Here is a 13409-nt window from a genome sequence, read left to right as displayed (position 1 = left end):
CCGTCGCGGCCGCGCGAGGTGAACACGCGCAGTCCCGTCGAATGAATGGCACGTTCACTCGATCCAATCGAATGAACGGAAGCGTTCATTCGATGTAGTCGAATGAACGGCACATTCACTCGTTCGCTCGTTCACTCGCTCGGTGACAGCGGCGCTACGCAGGGTCGAGCCGGAAGCCCAGCTTCACGGTCACCTGTACGTGCGCGACCTTCCCGTCCACGATGTGCCCTCGGGTGTGCAGCACCTCGAACCACTCCAGGTTGCGGACGGTCTCGCTCGCGCGGGCCACCGCGGTGGCGATGGCGTCGTCGACGCCCTTCGTGGAGGTCCCGACGACCTCGGTGACGCTGTAGACATGGTCGCTCATCGGTCTTCCTCACTCTTCGGTGACGCCGGTCCCACCAGCGTATGACCGGGCGACCGACGGTGTACAGACGCCAGCGTGCTGAAATTAGCGTTGTACGAATCGAAGAACCCGCCATGCGGAGATATCCGTGACCGTAGAGTGGCCGACGGCCGCGAGACCAACGCGCCGAATTTCACCTAGCTAAGGGGACCGCACGTGGAGAAGCTCCGCAACTACGGCTTGCTCGTCAAGTACATCGTCAGCACCCAGTGGAAGAAGCTGCGCGGAGGCAAGGACGCCGCCGGCCAGAACCAGGGCTGAGGCCACGGCGGCACCCGTGAGTCCTTTCCGCCCCCAACTGGCCGGAAGGACTCACGGGCGCGAGGCGCCTACAGCCAGCCCCGACGCTTGAAGATCGTGTACAGCCCGCCGCAGGTGAGCATCATCATCCCCAGCGCCATCGGGTAGCCACCGGCCCAGTGCAACTCCGGCATCGAATCGAAGTTCATGCCGTACACGGTCCCGATCAGGGTGGGCGCGAACAGAATTGCCGCCCACGCCGAGACCTTCTTGATTTCCTCGTTCTGCGCGTAACTGGCCTGGGTCAGCGCGGACATCTCCTCGTTCTGCGTCTGCGAGACCAGCGTCGCGTTGACGGTGAGGATGTTGCCGAGAAGCTGCCGGAATCCGTCCGCCCGCTCGACCACGGTGGTGGCGTGGTCGGTGACGTCGCGCAGGTACTTCTGCAGTTCCTCGTCGGTGTTGTACTTCTCGAACCCGGCCGAGAGTCCGCTGAGCATGTCGAGCAGAGGCCGGGTGGCGCGCTGGAACTCGATCACCTCGCGGGTCAGTTCGTAGATGCGCCGCGACACCTTCGGGTCGCCGCTGAACACCTCGGTCTCGATCTCGTCGATGTCGTTCTGCAGGCCGGCGACGACGGGTGCGTACCCGTCCACGACGGCGTCGAGGATCGCGTAGAGCACCGCCTCGGGGCCGAGCCGCAACAGGTCCGGGTCGCTCTCCATCCGCGCCCGCACCGCGGACAGGTCCGGCGACTCGCTGTGCCGCACGGTGAGAACGAAGGTCGGACCGCAGAAGATGTGCAGCTCACCGAAGTCGACGCGCTCGGTCTCGTCGAGGTACCGGGCGGCGCGCAGCACCACGAACAGGGTGTCGCCGTACCGCTCGAGCTTCGGACGCTGGTGCGCGACGATCGCATCCTCGACCGCCAGCTCGTGCAGTCCGAACTGCTCGGCCGCGGCGTACAACTGCTCGGCGTCGGGCCGGTACATCCCGATCCAGGCCATCGACGACGCATCGGGCAGGCTGCGCAGCGCCTCGGCCAGGTTCGACGGCGTCTCGATCCGGTACCCGTCGCGGTAGACGGCGCTGTTGACGACGCTGGCCTCCACCGGAGCGATCGCCGGGACGGGCGGCGTCTGATGCGGGGCCATCGAGTGCTCGGGGACGAGCTCGTTCGAGGGGTTCGCGGCACGGCTGGGCAGCAGTTCGCGGAAGGGGCGCTTTTGACGCATGGGTTCAGCTTTCGCGTAGGTCGGGGTTCGGCCGGGCGCCGCGCCCAGCGCGACACCGATGCGATCGAAGTCGACACCACGCGAGCCTGGACAGCCTTGCGCGACTAGCGACTTCGGTAGGTACTCGGAGGTTGGCCCTTCACGACAAGCCACACCTCCTCTTCCCTCGACCAATCTGAAGCCGGCACGTGCCGGACGCCGACACCCTACTCCGGGGCCTGGTGCCCGTCCAAGCAGAGAACGCGCGGGCGCGGTCGGCCCCCGGAGAGTCGCGGCCGCTTCTCCGGCCCGGAGATCACCCGCAGACAACCGCCGGCCCGTCGCGCGAACCGCCTCGGTCGGCATCGAGAAGAAGGGGGCGGGAACCGGTTCGGCGCGGTCCCGTCCCGGGGCACACCTCCGGCCCGCGGGGAGGCACGGCGGACGGCAGGGGCAACCGGTCCGCTACCGAGGTGGCGCCGCACAATTTTTATCACAGGACACAACTGCCGAAGACCAATTTGGTCGAACGTCCAGAAGATTTCGCGGCAATCCGGACCGGCCGCCGATCGACGCACCCACCTGCGGCGATGACCGAACCCACCCTGACCTCGTGATGTCCGGTTCGCGTCGCGGACAGCACACGCTCGCCGGAGCCGCGACGCCGAGGCTACTCGCCCACGGCCTCCGCGCCGACTGCTAGCGTCTGCCCGCAACACCCCAGCCCAGCACCGATGACCGACCGCCTAGCCGGCCGACCCACCTCCCCACCGAAGACGCCCAGACGAGCGAGGCACACCGTGATCGACACCGACCCCGAGACGATTCCGTCCGCGAGCACACCTCGCCGGATCGGTGTCGTCGAGGACCACGAGTCCGTCGTGATGGGGCTCGAGGCAATGCTGGCCGAGCACCCGAATCTCGTCCTCGTGGCCGCCGCCGCCACCGTCCCCGAACTCCTCGCGCGAAACGTCCCGATGGACCTGGTGATCCTGGACCTGCGCCTGAGCGACGGCTCCTCGCCGCGGACCAATGTCGAGCAGTTGCGGGCGGCAGGGCTCGAGACCCTGGTCTTCACCGGCGCGGAGAATCCCTACCTGGTTCGCCTGGCCGCGAAGGCCGGGGTGCTCGGAGTGGTCCGCAAGTCCGAGCCCACCGCCACCGTCGTCGCGGCGATCACCGCCGCGGCCAACGGCGAGCAGGTGGTCACCACCGAATGGGCGGCCGCCATCGACGGCGACCCCGGACTGCTCGATGTCGGGCTCAGCCCACGGCAGCGAGACGTGTTGGCGCACTATGCCTCCGGCGAGAAGGCCGCCCGGGTCGCCAGCCTCACCGGGCTGGCCGAACACACGGTCAACGACTACCTCGCACGGATCCGGGCCAAGTACGCCGAGGCCGGCCGGCCTGCCCGCACCAAGACCGACCTCTACAAGCGGGCCGTCGAGGACGGGTGGCTGCCCATGCCCCGCCATCCCGACCACCGGTGACCCGGTCCCCCGACGGCTCCGCCGCCCCGACCACGCCAGCCGCCGGCGCCCGGCATGCGGCGGCCGACCGCATCCTGCGGCTGTTCACCCGCTTGATCGGCGGAGGCTACCTCCTCTACCTCGCCCTGCTGCTGCCGTCCATCACCTCGCAGGCCCACCTGACGGACCGATGGTGGACCCCGACCGCCGCTGTTGCGGTCTTCGGTTCCGGCCTCTCGCTCATGGCCGTGTCCTTCCTCCCCGACATCAGGATCCTGCGGGTGGCATGCGGAACCGCTGCCCTCGCCTACCTGCTGGCACTCGCCGCGTGGCCCCTCGCGTGGAACGGCGCCACCCCCGCAAACGGCACCGCGATCTGGCTGTTGCTCTTCCCCGGCCTCGCCGGCCTCGCCGCCCTCGCGGCCTGGGGGCCCGCCTGTGCGTTCGCGCACGTCGTAATCGCCTACACCGGAGTCCATCTCGTCAACAGTGCGGCACTTTCCCGAGGTGTGGCGATTCTGCTGGTCCCGAACATCGCGTTCCCCGCCATGTTCGCCATGCTGTTCGTCGGCGCCGGCGCGATGGCCCTGCGCACCGGCCGGATGCTCGACGCGACCACCGACGCCACCCACGCCGCCGCGGCGGCCGCGGCCGCACAGCACGCCCGGACGGTCGAGCGCGAACGGTTCGACGCGCTGATCCACGACGGGGTGATGTCCACGCTGCTCTCCGCGTCGAGGCAGGGCGCAACCCCAAGCGTGGCACGGCAGTCCGCCGCGACGATGCGCCAACTCGACTCGCTCCGCTCCGGCCCCGGACTGCACGAGCACTTCGCCGACCCGGAGGTGCTCTCGCACCTGCGAACCGCCGCGACGGAGGTAGCCGAGAACGCCACCCTGCAAACTCTGCGGCACCCCGCGACGGCGACCGTCTCCATGCCCGCGGACGCCGTCCGTGCGATGGGCGGGGCACTGGCGGAGGCGCTCCGCAACAGCATCGCGCACGCGGGGCCCGACGCACGCCAATCCGTAGTCGTCACAATCGCACCGGACCGGCTCAGCATCTGCATCACCGACCACGGCATCGGCTTCGACCCCGATTCGGTGCCCACCCACCGCCTCGGCATCGCCGTCAGCATTCGGGCTCGGATGGAGCAGGTGCCCGGCGGCTCAGCGCACATCGACTCCCGGCCCGCCGACGGCACCCGAGTCCACCTGACCTGGTGTGCACCATGACCGACACGACCCGCGACATCGGTGACCCCCGTGAACTGCTGGGCATGCAGAGCCGCGCAGCGATGGTCCTCGTCTGGTTCTACACCCTCACCGTTGCGCTCCTCGCCGTCTCCTCGCACGACGGGGAGAGCGCATTCTGGCCGCTCCCCCTCGCCGTGCTGGTGATCAGCGGTGGCGCGGTGGCCCTGGTCCGGGTCGCCGGGCACCCCCTGCCGACGCCGGCCGCGATCGCCCTCGCGGCCGTCGGACCGCTCAGCTGCATGCTGGCGCTCTCGATGTTGCCTGCGCCCGTCACGGTCACGCAGCAGGCACAGTCCTGGCCGCTCGGAGCGTCCGTCGCGATCTACACATTCATGTGTGTGCGCGGGCGGACCGGGTACGCCTGGCTGGGATTCATCGCCACGGCCGCGACCTTCGTCGCCTGGTCGATCCAGACCGGGCTGGGTGCCGAGCACGGTCTCAACGTGTCGTCGAGGAGCCTCCCGCCCCTCCTGATGGCCACCTACTTCGCCTACAAGCTCCGCCCCGACGCCCGGGCGATCGCCGAACTGCGCGAGCAGACGACCCGGCGCGTCGCAGCCGAGGCGGCCGACTCTGCGACGCTCGAGGAGCGTGACCGCCAGCTGCGCCGACTCGACGAACTGGCCCGGCCGCTACTCGAACGGATCAGCACCGAGGCCCACCTCGACGCCGACCAACGGTTGGCCTGCCGGCTGCTCGAGGCCCACCTGCGTGACACCCTCCGTGCCCCGGGTCTCGCGAATGCTCCGGTGTCGGACGCGGCCCGAGCAGCCCGCACCCGGGGAATCGAGGTGATCCTGCTCGACGACGGCGGCATGGACGCGGCGGACGCGGCCGCCCGTAAGCGCCTGCTGTCCCTGGTGGCCGACGAACTGGACGGCGCACTCGACGGCACCGTCACCGTGCGGATCCTGCCGCCGGGGCGCGAAGCCGCGGCGACGGTCCTCGCCAGCAGCGGCGATGGCGTGCGGCGAATCGAGTTCGGCCCCGACGGCCTGCCCGTCCACCCGGCCCACCCCGAGACCACACCCTCCGGGTAGCCAACTATGCCCCCAGTTCTGGGGGCAGAGAACTTCCGTCTGGGCAACCCTCACGGCGCCGCCTAGCGTCAGTGCGGAGCGTGGCCCGACTCTCTGCGGGCCATGCAACGACGACTTACTCCCCGGGGGGCGCACATGTCCACGACTCTCAACCACGTTCTCCACCGCCCGCACATGCAGCGACCGCGCATCGTGCCTGCCGCACCGCAGGCGACGCCCGTCGCCCGGCCCGCGCTGATCCGGCCGACGCTGTCCGCCCGCGAGACCGAGGTACTGCTTCGGTGGCTGCACTGCGACTCGAAGAGCGCGGTCGCCTCGGCGATGTACCTCTCACTCGGCACCGTCAACACCCACCTCGCGCGGATCCGCGCCAAGTACGCACAGGTGGACCGAGCGGCCCCGACCAAGGCCGCCCTCGTGGCGCGCGCGGTGCAGGACGGGTTGATCTCCATCGACGAGCTGTGATCCAGCCGACGCCGGTCTGGCGCGAATGACCGCGCGCAACAGCAAAATCGGCGATGCGGAGGCCGGGATCATCCGCACCTTTGCCCGCGTGCTCGGCACCGGGGCCTTGTTCTTCGCCGTGGTGCTGATCCCCGTTCTCTTCGTCCAGTCGGATGTGCTGGCACCGTGGTACACCCCGGTTGCCGTCGTCATCGTGTTCGCGCCCCTGCTCGCCCTGTGGCCGGCCAGCTACGCCCCCGACCTGAGGTGGGTGCGCAGATTGAGCGCACTGGGCGCCACGACCTATCTCGTCACCATGGCCGGTTGGCTGCCCGCGTTGCAGGGGAACCTCCCGCCGACCCGCGACGTGTGGTTGTCTGCGATCTCCGGGCTCGTGGCCATGGCCGCGGCGGTGTGCTGGCCTCCGACCCTCGGCGTGCTGTACCTCGTGGTCAGCAGCTGCGCGGCGGAGGCGATACGGCACGTCACCCGAGCCGGACCAGGGAGCACCCTGCTGCCGGAGATCTTCAACGTCGTGATGACCAACAGCATGTTCGTCCTGGCCGCCATCGCCGCGGTTCAGTCCGGCCGCATTCTCGACCGCGCCCGCGCCGCCGCCTCGCGGCAGTCCGCGTCGACCGCCGCGGTCGCCGCGCGGGACGTCGAACGGAAGCGGTTCGACGCACTGATCCACGACAGCGTCATGTCGACGCTGCTCGGCATCGCACGGCGCGGCAACGACGACCAGCTCGGCGCCCAGTCCGGCCTCGCGCTTCGCGAACTCGACCGCCTGCACGCCAGCGACGTGGCCACCGAGGACCTCGACGCGGACGCCGCGGTCGCCTTGATCCGCTCCGCGCTGACGGACGTCGACGAGGGCGGCGCCGTCGACCTTCAGGTCCGGCTGGGCTCGCCCGTCGCCATTCCCCGCGAGGCCTGTCGCGCGATCGCTTCCGCCGCCGCCGAAGCCCTCCGGAACAGCATCCAGCACGCGGACAGCGCGAAGCAGGCTGCGGACCGGCTCGTCGCCGTCGACGTCGACACCGACGGCGTGCAGGTGCTGGTGGCCGACAACGGTCGAGGGTTCGACCCCGACCGGATTCCGCCGTACGGACTGGGCATCAGCGTGTGCATTCGATCGCGGATGGATTCGGTACCGGGCTGCGCCGCCGAGATCCACTCCGCGGCCCACCGCGGCACTCGTGTCGCCCTGCGCTGGACGGCACCGTCGTGACCGGCACCGGGTCCGGTGACTTCCGTGACGTGCGCGTCCTGCTCGGCCTCGACCGGCCCGCCGCGCGGGTGCTGGTTGCGATGTTCTGCCTGAGTTTCACCGTCGCGGCCCTTGCCAACCTGGACGGGGTGCACTCTGTCTGGCCGTCCCTGCTGGCAGCAGCGCTGGTCTCGGCCGGGGCAGCGGTGATCATCGCCGTGCCGGGCGACCCGCTGCCGACGGTCCACACGCTCGCGCTGACCGCGCTGGGGCCGATCGCCTGCGTGCTGGTCCTGTGGCAGCTGCCCGTGCCGGGCTGGACGCTGGACTCGGCCTGGCAGATACGCGCGGTGACGGTGGTGTTGGTCTACATGTCGGTGCGGGGCCGCGCGGCGTACGCGTTCGTGGGAGCGGCGCTGGTCATCCTCACCAGCGGCACCTGGAGCGACGCAACCGGGCAGGGCTGGGGCACCGGGATTCGGTTGGCCTCGATCAATCTCGCCCCCGTCCTGATGTCGGCGTTCTTCGCGTTCAGCATCCGGAGGGTCGGGTTTGCGGTGTTCCGGCTGCGCGAACGCGAATCCGAGCGCGCCGCCGACGAGGCCATGACCGAGGCAGTGCTGCGCGAGCGGGACACCCAGCTCTGCCGACTGGACCTCCTGGCCCGCCCGATCCTCGAGGCCGCCGCTGCCGGGCACCGGTTCTCCGCGGGGGAACGCGAGGATTGCGCGGTACTGGAATCCCACCTGCGCGACACCCTTCGGGCGCCCGTGTTCGCCTCGGACTCGGCGGTGTGCGCGGCGGTCGACGCGGCTCGGCGACGGGGCGCACATGTCGTCCTGCTGGACGACGGTGGCCTGGCCGGCGCATCTGCAGGGTCGGTGGCCCGGATCCGGGCGGGTCTTGTCGAGGAGCTCGACTCGTGCGAGGACGGGACCCTCACCGCGCGGGCCCTGCCCGCCGGTCGGGACACGCTGGCAACCATCGTCTCCGAGCACGCCACTCACGTTCGACGCGTCGAGTACGACCGGTTGGACCGGGTCAGTGTGACGATGCGAACCGACGACGACGTGCCCGAACCCGCAGCCGTCCCCGGTCGGAGATAGGCGCCGGGGGGCTCGCAACCCCGAAGATCCGCACGAACGAGCTTCGTACCGAGGAACGCGCCGTGACCGGCGCGTAGCAGAATGTGCACAGAAGCCAAGATGACCAACACGTGTCTGGAGAAGTAGCTGTGGAGCTTGTCGGAGTGATCGGTGGCGGCACGATGGGTGCCGGTATCGCAGAGGTGTGCGCCAAGGCCGGTAGTTCGGTCCTCGTCCTCGAGACCAAGCAGGAGTTCGCCGACGCCGCCACGGAGCGGATCGCCAAGTCGATCTCCCGCGGCGTCGCCAAGGGCAAGATCACCCAGGAGGAGGCGGACGCCGCGATCGCACGGGTGCGCGTCACCCTGGACATCGAGGAGTTCGCGGACCGCGACCTGGTCATCGAGGCCGCCCCGGAGATCGAGGAGCTCAAGTACGAGATCTTCGGCAAGCTCGACAAGATCGTCAAGCCTGCGGGCATCCTGGCGACCAACACCTCGTCGATCCCCGTCATCAAGATCGCCAAGGCCACCGAGCGGCCCGGCCAGGTCGTCGGCGTGCACTTCTTCAACCCGGTGCCGGTGATGCCGCTGGTGGAGATCGTGGTCAGCCTGACCACGTCGGAGGAGACCGTCCTCGCGGTCACCGACTACGCCAAGAACACGCTGCGCAAGAAGACGGTCCGGGCAGGCGACCGCTCGGGCTTCATCGTCAACGCGCTGCTCATCCCGTACCTGTGCCAGGCCGTCCGGATGCTCGAGTCCGGCTACGCCACCGCGGAGGACATCGACGAGGCCATGAAGGGCGGCTGCGGCTACCCGATGGGCCCGCTGACGCTGCTCGACACCGTCGGCCTGGACGTCGCACTGGCGGCCGCCGAGTCGCTGTACGCGGAGTTCGCCGAGCCGCACTACGCCCCGCCGGCCCTGCTCCGCCGCAAGGTCGATGCCGGCCAGCTCGGCCGCAAGAGCGGTCGCGGCTTCTACGACTACAGCTAGTCACCCCCCGACCCGCACCCCGGCGGTACCCCGTCGCGCCGCAATGGCGCCCGCGACGCGTGCCGCCGGGGTGCGGACTGTCGGCGTAGCGTCACCCGCATGGGCCCGACCCGGCAGCCGGTCCGCCTGCGCTCGGCCACCGGGCGCTGGGTGGTCCTCGCCACCGTCCTCGGCTCGTCCCTCGCGATGCTCGACGCCACCGTCGTCAACATCGCCCTGCCCCGCATCGGCGAGGACCTCGACGCCACCGTCGCCGGACTGCAGTGGGTGCTCAGCGGCTACACCCTCACGCTGGCCTCGCTGATCCTGCTCGCGGGCGCGCTCGGCGACCGACTCGGCCGGCGCAAGGTCTTCGTCTGGGGAACAGTCTGGTTCGCGGCCGCGTCGCTGCTGTGCGGCGTCGCCCCGAACATCGAGATGCTGGTCGCGGCCCGGATCCTGCAGGGGGTCGGCGCGGCGCTGCTGACCCCCGGCAGCCTGGCGCTGCTCTCCGCCGCCATCGACCCCGACGATCGCGGCGCCGCGATCGGCCTGTGGTCCGGCCTCGGCGGGGTCGCGGCCGCGGGCGGCCCGCTGCTCGGCGGGTGGATCGTGCAGGTCTCCAGCTGGCGAGCGGTGTTCCTGCTGAACCTGCCGCTGTCGGTCGCCGTGGTGTGGGTGGCGCTGCGGCACGTGCCGGAGAGCCGCGACCCGCAGCAGCAGGGCCGACTCGACGTCGTGGGCGCGGTCCTGGCCGCCGTCGGCCTCGCCGGGATCACCTACGGCCTGATCGCCCAGCAGTGGCTGCCCGTGCTCGGTGGCCTCGCGGTGTTCGCCGTCTTCGTGGTCGTCGAACGCCGCAGCACCGACCCGCTGATCCCGCCGGCACTGTTCCGGTCCCGGGTCTTCGTCGCCGCGAACCTGGTGACGTTCGCGGTCTACGCCGCGCTCGGCGGGGTGTTCTTCCTGCTGGTGCTGCAGCTGCAGCTCGCCGCCGGGTACTCACCGCTCGCCGCAGGCACGGCCACCGTGCCCATCACCGTGCTGATGCTGCTGCTCTCCGCCCGCGCCGGCCGGTGGGCACAGCACCACGGCCCGCGGCTGCCGATGACGGTCGGACCGCTGCTGTCCGCGGTCGGGCTGGCGCTGATGCTGCGGATCGGGCCCGGTGCGTCGTACCTAACCGGCGTGCTGCCCGGCGTGCTGGTTTTCGGTCTCGGGCTGTGCGCGCTGGTGGCCCCACTGACGGGGGCGGTGCTGAACTCCGTGTCCACCGACCGCGCCGGGATCGCGTCCGGGGTGAACAACGCGGTGGCCCGCAGCAGTCAGCTGCTTGCGGTTGCCGCGCTGCCCGGCCTGGCGGGCATCACCGGCACCGACTACACCGACCCGCAGGTGTTCTCCGACGGCTTCCACGTCGCGATGCTGATCTGCATGGGGCTGTTGGTGATCGGCGCGGCGCTGGCCGCGGCACTGGTCCCGGCGGGCGCGACGCCACTGCCCGCCGAGTCTGCCGAAGCTGCCCGGCACGACGAGACCGTCGACTGCTGCCCGCACTGCGACATCGCCGCCCCGGCCGTGCAACCGGTGCCCTCTTCCCAAACCGGACGCGGCCTGGAACCGTAGTCGGTGGGCCTCGCCCCGCGAGACCGACTTTCTCCTGCGGAAGGAATCTGGTCATGCCCATACGCACCAGCTACGAGCAGGGCACCCCCTGCTGGGTGGACCTGTCCGCCACCGATCCCGGCGCGGCCAAGGCGTACTACACCGAACTGTTCGGCTGGCAGTTCGACGACATGCCCACTCCGGACGGCGGCGTCTACTCGATGGCCACGCTGCGTGGCGGGCTCGTCGCCGCCATCGGGGGCCAACCGCCCGGCACCCCCGCAGGCGCCCCCTCGATCTGGAACACCTACCTCGCCGCCGACGACGCCGACGCGGCGACTGCCGAGGTCGTCCCGGCCGGCGGCGAGCTGATCATGGGTCCGGTCGACATCGGGCAGTCCGGCCGAATGGCGTTCGTCGCCGACCCGACCGGCGCCGTCGCCGGGTTGTGGCAGGCAGGCGAGCACATCGGCGCGACCCTGGTGAACGAGCCCGGCTCGGTCATCTGGAACGAGCTGATCACCCCCGACCCGGCGAAGGCGCTGGCCTTCTACCGGGCGGTGCTCGGGCTGGCCGCGACCACGTCGGACATGCCGGGCGGCGATTACACTATCCTGAAGGTCCGCGAGGCCCAGGTCGGCGGCTGCACCACGCCCCGGATGCCGCAGGTGCCGACCCACTGGCACGTCTACTTCGCCGTCGAGGACACCGATGCGACGGCCGCGAAGTCGACCGCCAGCGGCGGCAGCGTGATGGTCGAGCCCTTCGACATGCCTGCCGTCGGACGGATGTCGGTGCTGAGCGACCCCACCGGGGCCGTGTTCAGCGTCATGACCGGCGAATCCGCGTAGCGGCGGGCGGGCCGGTGGCACTCGGGTGGCTCGAGCTCCAGCACCGAGCCAAGCAGGAGTTCGACACGCGGGTTCGGGGCGTCACCGACTGGGCCGCACCGACTCCCGACACCGACTGGGACACAGCAGATCTGGTTCGTCACGTGATAGTCGAGCAGCAGTGGGTGCCGCCGCTGCTGGGCGGGCTCACCCTGTCCGAGGCCGGTGCCCGGGTGCACCCGCTCGGCGACGACCTGGCGGCCGAGTGGGAGCACCACGCCGGGCTCGCGGTACTCGCGTGGTCGGTCGCCTCGCCGTCCGCGCGGGTACACCTGTCCTACGGCACCGTCACCGTCGAGGAGTACCTGCACCAGCAGGTCGCCGACCTCACCATCCACAGCTGGGACCTGGCCCGTGCGGCCGGGGTGGACGAGTCCCTCGACCCGGGTCTGGTCGCCGCGGTCTGGGAGGACCTCGATCAGGAACGCGAGATGCTGAGCGCCAGTGGCCTGTTCGCGCCGCCGATCGCCGTCGCCGACGACGCGCCGCTGCAGACCCAGCTGCTTGCCCTGACCGGGCGCGACGACCGAACCGGACCACGCTGATCGATCCGGAGGCCTCGGCGTACGTGCCGGGTTGGGGTCAGGAATCGGGGCCGCGCAGAATCGCGTCCCGCACCTCGTTCGGAACCGGCGAGTTCGGCAGGCGGGGCACACCGGGTTCGCTCCCCGCCCGGGAGCGGCGTGCCATCGGTCCGGTGTGGGGGTCGAGGATCACCCGCAGATGCGGATCGAGGTGCTGGATCCACCAGCTCGACATCGCGGCGGCGTCGTCTGAAGCCCGTGCCGCTTCCCACGCGTAGTGCAGCGCCATGAACCTCGCCACCACCTCCGGGTACATCCACCACTGCTCGTCCCAGACGAGCAGGTCCCCCGGGCCCAGTTCGACCCGCCGACGCACTACGGGGAGGAAATAGCCCTCGACCCAGTCGATGACATTCTCGAAAGCCGGGGTGATCCGGTCCCCGTCGCCGCTGTCACGATCGTCGTCGTAGCCGAGCGCGCGCCCGGCAGCCTCGGACGGCCGAGGCATCTCGTCCGGCCACAGGAGATCCGGACTTCCCCCGCCCTGAGCCTTCCAACTGGACTCGAGTTCCGTGTCGAGCCTCGATCGGAACTCTTCCCGGACCGACTGCTCCTCTACGCGCAGGCGACTGCCGATCGCGCGCCAGGCCAGCCCGGCCGCGAGGGCCGCCTCGACCGCGCGGCCTCGGTCCTGGCCGATCTCCCGCAGGAGGGCCCCCACGACTTCCAACGCATTGGCGTGGTCCTGGCGAGTCAGTGGCGGAAGGTCGGCATTGCCCGGTTCACCGTCCACCGCCCGTGCGCTCATCGCATCGCGGTACCCGAGCAGCAGGCGCAGTGCCTCCTCCGGCGAGTACGAGCCGTCTGGATTGGTTGTCGTCCAGTCAGGGACCTGCATGTCTCTACCCCCTGTAGATGCAGCGACGGTCGGAATGCGTCTGCCGGGAACACTATCGACCACCACCGACAGCCCATTCGGTCACCGGACCACCGGCGCCTCGCGGGCCGCCACGGCGAACTCCCCGCACGCGATCACCCCTCACCGA

General features: G+C 70.5%; 13 protein-coding genes. 10 read left to right on the top strand and 3 right to left on the bottom strand.

Features of this window, described 5'->3' with window-relative positions:
- Positions 1 to 154 precede the first annotated feature (154 nt).
- Complete coding sequence (locus tag ACFO6S_RS10120) at positions 155 to 367, bottom strand: dodecin (RefSeq protein ID WP_378416532.1); 213 nt, start codon at positions 365 to 367, stop codon at positions 155 to 157.
- 368 nt (positions 368 to 735) lie between these two features.
- Positions 736 to 1800 carry a magnesium and cobalt transport protein CorA gene (locus ACFO6S_RS10115; RefSeq protein WP_378416925.1) on the bottom strand — a complete coding sequence of 355 codons (1065 nt, stop codon included), beginning with the start codon at positions 1798 to 1800 and terminating at the stop codon, positions 736 to 738.
- A 944-nt stretch (positions 1801 to 2744) separates the two neighbouring features.
- Here ACFO6S_RS10115 and ACFO6S_RS10110 point away from each other — a divergent pair.
- The 10 genes from ACFO6S_RS10110 to ACFO6S_RS10065 all read left to right on the top strand — a co-directional run bounded on the left by ACFO6S_RS10110 (position 2745) and on the right by ACFO6S_RS10065 (position 12384).
- Complete coding sequence (locus ACFO6S_RS10110; protein WP_378416923.1) at positions 2745 to 3350, top strand: response regulator transcription factor; 606 nt, start codon at positions 2745 to 2747, stop codon at positions 3348 to 3350.
- Positions 3347 to 4564: a sensor histidine kinase gene (locus tag ACFO6S_RS10105; RefSeq protein WP_378416530.1), complete on the top strand. Its 1218-nt coding sequence runs from the start codon at positions 3347 to 3349 to the stop codon at positions 4562 to 4564. The genes ACFO6S_RS10110 and ACFO6S_RS10105 overlap by 4 nt, the downstream gene beginning before the upstream one ends.
- The gene (locus tag ACFO6S_RS10100; RefSeq protein ID WP_378416528.1) at positions 4561 to 5625 is read left to right on the top strand and encodes a hypothetical protein; all 1065 of its coding nucleotides are present in this window, start codon (positions 4561 to 4563) and stop codon (positions 5623 to 5625) included. The genes ACFO6S_RS10105 and ACFO6S_RS10100 overlap by 4 nt, the downstream gene beginning before the upstream one ends.
- Positions 5626 to 5799: 174 nt before the next feature.
- A complete protein-coding gene (locus ACFO6S_RS10095) occupies positions 5800 to 6090 on the top strand; it encodes a LuxR C-terminal-related transcriptional regulator (RefSeq protein WP_378416526.1) in 291 nt (96 codons plus the stop codon).
- Between the two features lie 25 nt (positions 6091 to 6115).
- Positions 6116 to 7303, top strand: coding sequence for a sensor histidine kinase (locus ACFO6S_RS10090; protein WP_378416524.1), 1188 nt, complete (start codon positions 6116 to 6118; stop codon positions 7301 to 7303).
- Positions 7300 to 8388 (top strand): hypothetical protein, encoded by a 1089-nt coding sequence (locus ACFO6S_RS10085; RefSeq protein ID WP_378416522.1) that lies wholly within the window; start codon positions 7300 to 7302, stop codon positions 8386 to 8388. Before ACFO6S_RS10090 ends, ACFO6S_RS10085 begins: the two co-directional genes overlap by 4 nt.
- A gap of 128 nt (positions 8389 to 8516) precedes the next feature.
- A complete protein-coding gene (locus ACFO6S_RS10080) occupies positions 8517 to 9365 on the top strand; it encodes a 3-hydroxybutyryl-CoA dehydrogenase (protein ID WP_378416520.1) in 849 nt (282 codons plus the stop codon).
- A gap of 99 nt (positions 9366 to 9464) precedes the next feature.
- Positions 9465 to 10970 carry an MFS transporter gene (locus ACFO6S_RS10075; RefSeq protein WP_378416518.1) on the top strand — a complete coding sequence of 502 codons (1506 nt, stop codon included), beginning with the start codon at positions 9465 to 9467 and terminating at the stop codon, positions 10968 to 10970.
- A 53-nt stretch (positions 10971 to 11023) separates the two neighbouring features.
- Complete coding sequence (locus tag ACFO6S_RS10070; RefSeq protein ID WP_378416516.1) at positions 11024 to 11800, top strand: VOC family protein; 777 nt, start codon at positions 11024 to 11026, stop codon at positions 11798 to 11800.
- Positions 11801 to 11814: 14 nt separating this feature from the next.
- Positions 11815 to 12384, top strand: coding sequence for a TIGR03086 family metal-binding protein (locus ACFO6S_RS10065; RefSeq protein ID WP_378416514.1), 570 nt, complete (start codon positions 11815 to 11817; stop codon positions 12382 to 12384).
- A gap of 37 nt (positions 12385 to 12421) precedes the next feature.
- Here ACFO6S_RS10065 and ACFO6S_RS10060 read toward each other — a convergent pair whose 3' ends face one another.
- Positions 12422 to 13261 (bottom strand): DUF4913 domain-containing protein, encoded by an 840-nt coding sequence (locus tag ACFO6S_RS10060; RefSeq protein ID WP_378416513.1) that lies wholly within the window; start codon positions 13259 to 13261, stop codon positions 12422 to 12424.
- Positions 13262 to 13409 lie beyond the last annotated feature (148 nt).

It is taken from the genome of Rhodococcus kronopolitis (genome assembly GCF_042654025.1).
GTDB classification, from domain to species: Bacteria; Actinomycetota; Actinomycetes; order Mycobacteriales; family Mycobacteriaceae; genus Rhodococcus_G; species Rhodococcus_G kronopolitis.
Note: the sequence above shows the minus strand (reverse complement) of the source record. Positions and strands in the feature narration are given on the sequence as shown.

Excerpts from the sequence above, each read along its gene's own strand:
- ACFO6S_RS10120 (WP_378416532.1), bottom strand. The coding sequence starts at position 367 with ATGAGCGACCATGTCTACAGCGTCACCGAGGTCGTCGGGACCTCCACG.
- ACFO6S_RS10115 (WP_378416925.1), bottom strand. The coding sequence starts at position 1,800 with ATGGCCCCGCATCAGACGCCGCCCGTCCCGGCGATCGCTCCGGTGGAG.
- ACFO6S_RS10110 (WP_378416923.1), top strand. The coding sequence starts at position 2,745 with ATGGGGCTCGAGGCAATGCTGGCCGAGCACCCGAATCTCGTCCTCGTG.
- ACFO6S_RS10100 (WP_378416528.1), top strand. The coding sequence starts at position 4,561 with ATGACCGACACGACCCGCGACATCGGTGACCCCCGTGAACTGCTGGGC.
- ACFO6S_RS10095 (WP_378416526.1), top strand. The coding sequence starts at position 5,800 with ATGCAGCGACCGCGCATCGTGCCTGCCGCACCGCAGGCGACGCCCGTC.
- ACFO6S_RS10090 (WP_378416524.1), top strand. The coding sequence starts at position 6,116 with ATGACCGCGCGCAACAGCAAAATCGGCGATGCGGAGGCCGGGATCATC.
- ACFO6S_RS10075 (WP_378416518.1), top strand. The coding sequence starts at position 9,465 with ATGGGCCCGACCCGGCAGCCGGTCCGCCTGCGCTCGGCCACCGGGCGC.
- ACFO6S_RS10070 (WP_378416516.1), top strand. The coding sequence starts at position 11,024 with ATGCCCATACGCACCAGCTACGAGCAGGGCACCCCCTGCTGGGTGGAC.
- ACFO6S_RS10060 (WP_378416513.1), bottom strand. The coding sequence starts at position 13,261 with ATGCAGGTCCCTGACTGGACGACAACCAATCCAGACGGCTCGTACTCG.